Origin of the sequence: Streptomyces milbemycinicus (assembly GCF_002154605.1) — a bacterium.
GTDB lineage: Bacteria > Actinomycetota > Actinomycetes > Streptomycetales > Streptomycetaceae > Streptomyces > Streptomyces milbemycinicus.
On record NZ_MUNE01000353.1, the window covers coordinates 1 to 6,330 of the forward strand.

6 protein-coding genes and 1 pseudogene are annotated in these 6,330 nt (G+C 70.6%); 4 read left to right on the forward strand and 3 right to left on the reverse strand.

Features of this window, described 5'->3' with window-relative positions:
• Nucleotides 1-75: 75 nt before the first annotated feature.
• Nucleotides 76-849, reverse strand: coding sequence for a helix-turn-helix transcriptional regulator (locus CCN51_RS27470; RefSeq protein ID WP_014180177.1), 774 nt, complete (start codon nucleotides 847-849; stop codon nucleotides 76-78).
• A 230-nt stretch (nucleotides 850-1,079) separates the two neighbouring features.
• Between CCN51_RS27470 and CCN51_RS27475 the strand changes: the two genes are divergently transcribed.
• From CCN51_RS27475 to CCN51_RS27490, 4 genes are all read left to right on the forward strand, one after another.
• Nucleotides 1,080-1,397 carry a hypothetical protein gene (locus CCN51_RS27475; protein ID WP_143675904.1) on the forward strand — a complete coding sequence of 106 codons (318 nt, stop codon included), beginning with the start codon at nucleotides 1,080-1,082 and terminating at the stop codon, nucleotides 1,395-1,397.
• Nucleotides 1,398-1,656: 259 nt separating this feature from the next.
• Complete coding sequence (locus CCN51_RS27480; protein WP_043491824.1) at nucleotides 1,657-2,565, forward strand: N-acetylmuramoyl-L-alanine amidase; 909 nt, start codon at nucleotides 1,657-1,659, stop codon at nucleotides 2,563-2,565.
• Between the two features lie 165 nt (nucleotides 2,566-2,730).
• Complete coding sequence (locus tag CCN51_RS27485) at nucleotides 2,731-3,561, forward strand: hypothetical protein (protein ID WP_043487740.1); 831 nt, start codon at nucleotides 2,731-2,733, stop codon at nucleotides 3,559-3,561.
• A gap of 168 nt (nucleotides 3,562-3,729) precedes the next feature.
• A complete protein-coding gene (locus CCN51_RS27490) occupies nucleotides 3,730-4,740 on the forward strand; it encodes an LLM class F420-dependent oxidoreductase (protein WP_086860189.1) in 1,011 nt (336 codons plus the stop codon).
• 77 nt (nucleotides 4,741-4,817) lie between these two features.
• Here the strand turns inward: CCN51_RS27490 and CCN51_RS27495 are convergent, their stop codons facing one another.
• Nucleotides 4,818-5,918 (reverse strand): prenyltransferase/squalene oxidase repeat-containing protein, encoded by a 1,101-nt coding sequence (locus CCN51_RS27495; protein ID WP_014180172.1) that lies wholly within the window; start codon nucleotides 5,916-5,918, stop codon nucleotides 4,818-4,820.
• Nucleotides 5,915-6,330: pseudogene (locus tag CCN51_RS27500) on the reverse strand (SAM-dependent methyltransferase); the annotation flags it as partial. The pseudogene CCN51_RS27500 and the gene CCN51_RS27495, both read right to left, overlap by 4 nt.

Sequence of the window (6,330 nt, forward strand, 5' to 3'; positions counted from 1 at the left end):
CGGGTAGTTCTGGAGTGATCGAAGCCATACGCGGCACAATGAGGGTTTTCCAACCTCATGTTGGATGTGCCAGGGTCATCGCTGGGCGTGATTATGGGGTTGGCGGAGCCACCAGGCGACGGCGGCGGCACGGCTGGGGACGTTGGCTTTACTGAAGACGCCTTCGAGGTGTTTGCGGATAGTGCGTGGGCTGATACCGAGTTTGCGGGCGGCTTGGTCGTTGGTGTGGCCGGTGGCGATGAGTGCGAGCACCTGGTTTTCGCGTTCGGTGAGGGTGCACCGGCGTGGTGGGGCGGCGGGCGGGCCGGCGCTGATCTCGGCTTGAATTGCGGTGACCTTGGCTTGGTAGTCCAGTGCTGTGGCGATGAGGTCGCGAATGGGGTGGAGAGCTCGAGTCTCACGGTCGGAGAAGTCGTGGAGCCTGCGGGTCAAGCCGATGAGCACCAGGTCCTCGTCGGTGATGCGTGGTGTCATCACCAGCAGGTGGCGCATCCCGTACTGGGCGAACACTTCCTGGTAGACGAGAGTCTGCCGGAAGCGGTTGAAGGTCATGAAGTCACTTGTGCGGTACGGGCGTGGGTCGCCGGTGGCGAGAAGGTTCCCGATGTACGGGTCGTCGGCGGACAGGGCCATCCACTGGTCGATCTCGCCCGCGGACAGGGCGTTGGGTTCCCCGGCCATCGTCACCGATGGCGTCTGCGTCCGCCAAGCACGGCATATGTCGATACACACGCAGTCCGCGCCAACAACACGGAGCAGCCCTTCGGCCAGGTCGGCCACGTAGGGCTCGTTGTTGACGATGGCCTGGGCAGCGTCCAACGCGTGCCGCAGCAGACTTGCCTCGTTCACGGCGGTCCCTCGTCGTCTCCCCTGTGGCGAGTGTAAGCGGAGGGTGATGTCGCGTACAGCCCGTCCGGGCCGTGGTCAAGTGGCGGAACAGGCACTGTCGTCCGCAAAGCCACCCCCTCCACGATAGGCGCGGAAAGGCGATAAAAGTCTGGCATTCGGGGATAGGACGGGTTATGGCCCGGTGCTTGCCGGCGCCTCATTCGTCTCCCCCTGGAAACCAAGGAGGACACGTGCCCGGAAAGAGAGAAGGCAAGATCGGAAAGGGTGTAGTCATGCGCACGGCTGTGCGCCGGACAGGCCTGGCAGCGGCAGTCCTGATCGCTGCCTTAGGTCTCGGTAGCAGCGTGGCGGCCGCCGCGCCGACCCCTGCGTCGAACAGCGCGACCACCGTGGCCGCCGCGGATGTCTCCGCCTCCACTCCGGTGTACATGGGAAGATTCGAAAGCAACTACTGCGTGACCCTGATGCTCTGGTACAACAGCCAGGGTTACATCGCCAGTTGCCAAGCGGTGACGAGCACACTCTCAGACCTGTACGTATACGTCTGATCGGCAGTTGCCCGGCGTCAGGGCCCATCCCCCAGGGATGGGCCCTGACGCCGGGACCCGGAAACCAGGAAGCATCGGGGCCTCCCTCACCAAGGGCTTGCCCCTGGACCCCGAGATCCCGGGGAGGAAGCCCCAGGAGCCGGGCACCGGAACCGCGCCGACCCGCCGCCTGGCCGCAGGACCCCCAGGCGCCGGAACAGCGCGACCGCCCACCGGACCCGCCCGCGCCCGCCACTGCCGCACCGCTACCATCGCCCGGGTGTCGAACGGAAGCTTTCCCCCCAGCCCCGGCCGCCGCAGCGGCACCCTGGCGGTTGTGCTGACCGCCCTGGTGCCCGCCTGTCTCGCCGGCTGGCTGATCTGGGATTCCATGGGCGACCCGAAGAGCGGCGGCACCAGTTCCCTGCCGACCGCCGACAGCACCTCGATCGCCCCGCCCGCAAGCGGTGGCCCATCGGGCGGGGCCACCAGACATCCGAAGGACGACTCCGGCCGGCCGCTCACCGGCAAGGTCGTGGTCATCGACCCCGGCCACAATCCACACAACCGTGATCACCCTTCCGCGATCGCCCGCAGTGTCGACATCGGCACGGCGAAGAAGGAATGTGACACCACGGGCACGGCCACCAACTCCGGCTACTCCGAGGCGTCCTTCACCCTCGACGTCTCACGCCGCGTGCGCACCCTGCTCCAAGACCGAGGTGCCAAGGTCGTCTTCACCCAGGACGGCGACCGGGCGTACGGGCCGTGCGTGGACGAGCGGGCGGAGATCGGCAACAAGGCGCACGCCGACGCGGCCGTCTCCGTGCACGCGGACGGCGCGGCGGCCGGGCAGCGCGGCTTCCATGTCATCCTGCCCGCCGCCGTTCGCGGCGGCGGGGCCGACACCTCGGCGATCACCGGCCCGTCCCACCGCCTCGGCACGCGGCTGGTCACGGAATTCAGCGAGGCGACCGGAGCGAAGCCCGCCAACTACATGGGCGACGGCACCGGTCTGAAGGTGCGCGATGACCTCGGCGGACTCAACCTCTCGACGGTCCCGAAGGTGTTCATCGAGTGTGGCAACATGCGTGACTCGAAGGACGCCGCACAACTGACCGATGCGGCGTGGCGAGAGCGTGCCGCACGGGGGATCGCACAGGGCATTACGGACTTCTTGAACCGATAACGCAACAACTCCCCGAACAGCAGGTCACGACCGGGACACCGATCGGACACCCCTGCTCTTCGGCGAGAGATTCACCCGTACGATGGTGCACCACCCCCGACGCCTTCGCGCCACGCGCGCGGCGACTGCCGTCCGTACCGACGAAACCAACAAAGGATCTCTACGTTGAACATCCGCTCCCTCACTCGAGGCGACGGCGTGGTGATCGGAGCAGCGGTGTTGCTGTTCATCGCCTCGTTCCTCGACTTCTACTCCGTCGACGGCTGCGGCTCGTACTGTGACAAGGTCGACATGCCGAACGCGTGGGACACGGACAAGCTTGGCATCATCCTGCCGTCGGTGTTCCTGGCCGGTCTGATCGGCGCGGGGCTTGTCATCGCCGGCCGCTTCCAACCGGAGAGCCGCAAGATCAGCGGGCTCACCCTCGGCCAGTGGGGCAACGGCCTCGCGGTGGGCGCCGCCTGGGCCTCGCTCTGGACGCTGTTCCTCACGCCTGACGGCATGAGCATGAGCGTCGGCGCGATCCTCTCGCTGCTGGCCAGCCTCGCCCTGGCCGCGGGCGTCGTCCTGACCCCGCGCGTCCCCGCCCTTCAGGCCCCGCTCGCGGGCGCCGGCGGCCCGGCGGCGGTGCCCCCGTACGGCGCCGCCCCGCAGCCCGGTTACGGCTACCCGGGCCCGGGCGGCGTACAGCCCGGCGCCCCGGCTCCGTACGGTGCCCAGCCCGGTCAGCCCGCCCCGCCGTTCGGCGCCCAGCCGGGCCAGCCCGCTCCGGCCCCGGCTCCGGCCGCGGCCGGTTCGGACTTCGCTCCGTTCTGGTTCGCGGTGCCGGTGGCCCGCCCGCTGTACGCGGAGGACGGCTCCTCGTCGACCATCGCCGAGCTGGCCCCCGGCACCTGGTACCTCGCGGTGGAGCAGCGCGGTCAGGCGCTGGTCGCCCAGACGCAGGACGGCCGTCGTGGCGTGCTGCAGGACACCACGGGGATCCAGCGCGGCTGACACCGCCCACGCGAGCAATCGCCACACGGCACGGCCCCCCGCCCGGTCAAGGGCGGGGGGCCGTTGCCATTCCCGGGCGCCGTTGCCATTCCCGGGCCCGGCCCGTACAGTCCGCCGCATCACCTGACACACCGTCAGCCACCATGCGATACGGGACGGAGGGACGCCATGCGGCTCGGACTGGCGCTCGGCTACTGGGGCCGCGGCCCCGACCCCCGCCATCTGGAACTCGCCCGGCAGGCCGAGCGGTTCGGCTACCACTCCGTATGGACGGCCGAGTCCTGGGGTTCGGACGTCTTCACCCCGCTCACCTGGATCGCCGCCCACACCACCCGGGTCAAGCTCGGCACGGCCATCGCGCAGATGGCCGCCCGCACCCCCACCGCCACCGCGATGCACGCCCTCACCCTCGACCACCTCTCCGGCGGCCGGATGATGCTCGGCCTCGGGCTGTCGGGGCCCCAGGTCGTCGAGGGCTGGTACGGGCGGCCGTTCCCGAAGAGCCCGCTGACCGCCACCCGCGAGTATGTGGAGGTCATCCGCCAGGTGCTGCGCCGGGAGGCCCCGGTGCGGCTGGACGGGCGCTTCCATCCGCTCCCGTACGCCGGGCCGGACGCCGGCGGCCTCGGCAAGCCGCTCAAGCCGATCGTCCACCCGCTCCGGCCCGACCTGCCCGTACTCCTCGGCGCGGAGGGCCCCAAGAACATCGCGCAGACGGTGCGGATCGCCGACGGCTGGCTGCCGCTGTACTGGTCCCCGGGGCGCACGGAGCTGTACGAGGCGGCGCTCGCCGACGCGCCCGAGGGGTTCATGGTGGCGCCCATGGCCCAGGCCCGGGTCTGCACGGACGTCGCTGAGGGGCTGCTGCCGGTCAAGGCGATGCTCGGCTTCTACATCGGCGGCATGGGCCATGCGGCCCGTAACTTCCACGCCGATCTGATGGGTCGCATGGGCTACGAGGCGGAGGCGCGCCGGGTCCAGGAGCTCTTCCTCGCGGGCCGCCGCGCGGAGGCGGTCCAGGCGGTGCCGGATGCCTTCGCGGACGAGATCTCGCTGGTCGGGCCGCGCGAGCGGATCGCGGAGCGGCTGGAGCTGTGGCGCAAGGGCCCGGTGACCGATCTGCTGGTGACCGCGCCCGACCCGGAGACCCTGCGGACGCTGGCGGATCTCAACAGCTGAGGCCCGGGGCGGCGCTCCACGCGGCGCGAAAGGTACGGCCCACGCAGCGCGAAAGGTCCGGCCCAACCCTCAAGCCGCTACGCGCAGCAGTCCGAGTCCAGCCCGCGCGGCAGCCGCTCCCCGCCGAAGACCGCCATGGTCGCCTCGTCCCCGCCGAGCACCGCCACCGCCAGCAGCAGCGAGCCCGCGGTCCAGGTGGTGCGCTCCTCCGGCCAGACCGCGTCGTCCTCGAAGACGTAGCCCGTCCAGTACAGCCCATCCTCCTCCGCGCGCAGCGGGGACTGGATCCACTGCAGTATCTCCACCGCCCGGTCGGACTCCCCCATCGCCCAGAGCGCGAGGGCGAGTTCACAGCTCTCGCCGCCGGTGATCCAGGGGTTGGTGGACAGACAGCGCACGCCCAGGCCGGGGACGACGAAGCGGTCCCAGTCCGCCTCGATGCGCTCCTTGGCCCCGGCGCCGGTGAGGGCTCCGCCGAGCACCGGGTAGTACCAGTCCATCGAGTAGTGGTCCTTGTTGAGGAACCGCTCGGGGTGGTGGCGGATGGCGTGCCCCAGCAGCCCGGCCGACAGCTCCCAGTCCGGCTGGGGCTCCTCGCGGTGCTCCGCGATGGCCAGGGCGCAGCGCAGCGCCTGGTAGACGGAGGAGGAGCCGGTGAGCAGGGCGTCGGTGAGCACGGTGCCGTCGGCCTCGCGCCGCCAGCCGATCTGTCCGCCGGGCTGCTGCAGGCCGAGGACGAACTCGACGGCGGCGAAGACGGTCGGCCAGAAGCGGTCCAGGAAGGCGTCGTCGCCGGTGGACAGGTAGTGGTGCCAGACGCCGACGGCGACGTACGCGCAGAAGTTGGACTCCCGGCCGGGGTCGGTGGGGTGCGCGGTGTCGACCCCGCTCGCGGTGTCGGGGTAGGCGGCACACCAGGAGCCGTCGGGGTTCTGGTGGCGGGCCAGCCACTCGTACGCGGCCTCGGCGCGCTCCCACTCGCCCGCCGCGTCGAGCGCCATCGCGGCCTCGATGTGGTCCCACGGGTCGAGGTGGTGGCCGCGGAACCACGGGATGGCGCCGTCGTCGCGCTGTATGGCGGCGATGCCCGCCACCGTCCGCGTGGCCTGCTCCGCGGTCAACACACCGGGCAGGACGAGGCGTTCGGTGCGGCCGGGCCCGGGGCCGAAGGCCGTCACGCCTCCACCCGCGCGGGAATGTGCGGCTTGGTCGCGTACGCCACGAAGCTCTTGCCGATGACCGGGTTGAGGGCCCGCTCGGCGAGCCGGGTGGCCAGCGGCTTCTTCATGATGTCCCACACCAGCAGCTTGTGGTACGCCCGGACGGGCAGGGCCTTGTCGTTGTCCACCCCGAAGGCGCACTTGAGCCACCAGTAGGGGCTGTGCAGCGCATGGGCGTGGTGGGTGCCGTACGGGCGCAGTCCGGCCTCGCGCATCTTGGCGAGGAGTTCATCGGCGCGGTAGATGCGGATATGGCCGCCCTCGACCTCGTGGTACGCGTCGGACAGCGTCCAGCAGACCTTCTCAGGACCGTAGCGCGGCACGGTGACCGCGATCCGGCCGCCGGGGCGCAGCACCCGCACCATCTCGG

Excerpts from the sequence above, each read along its gene's own strand:
- CCN51_RS27490 (WP_086860189.1), top strand. The coding sequence starts at position 3,730 with ATGCGGCTCGGACTGGCGCTCGGCTACTGGGGCCGCGGCCCCGACCCC.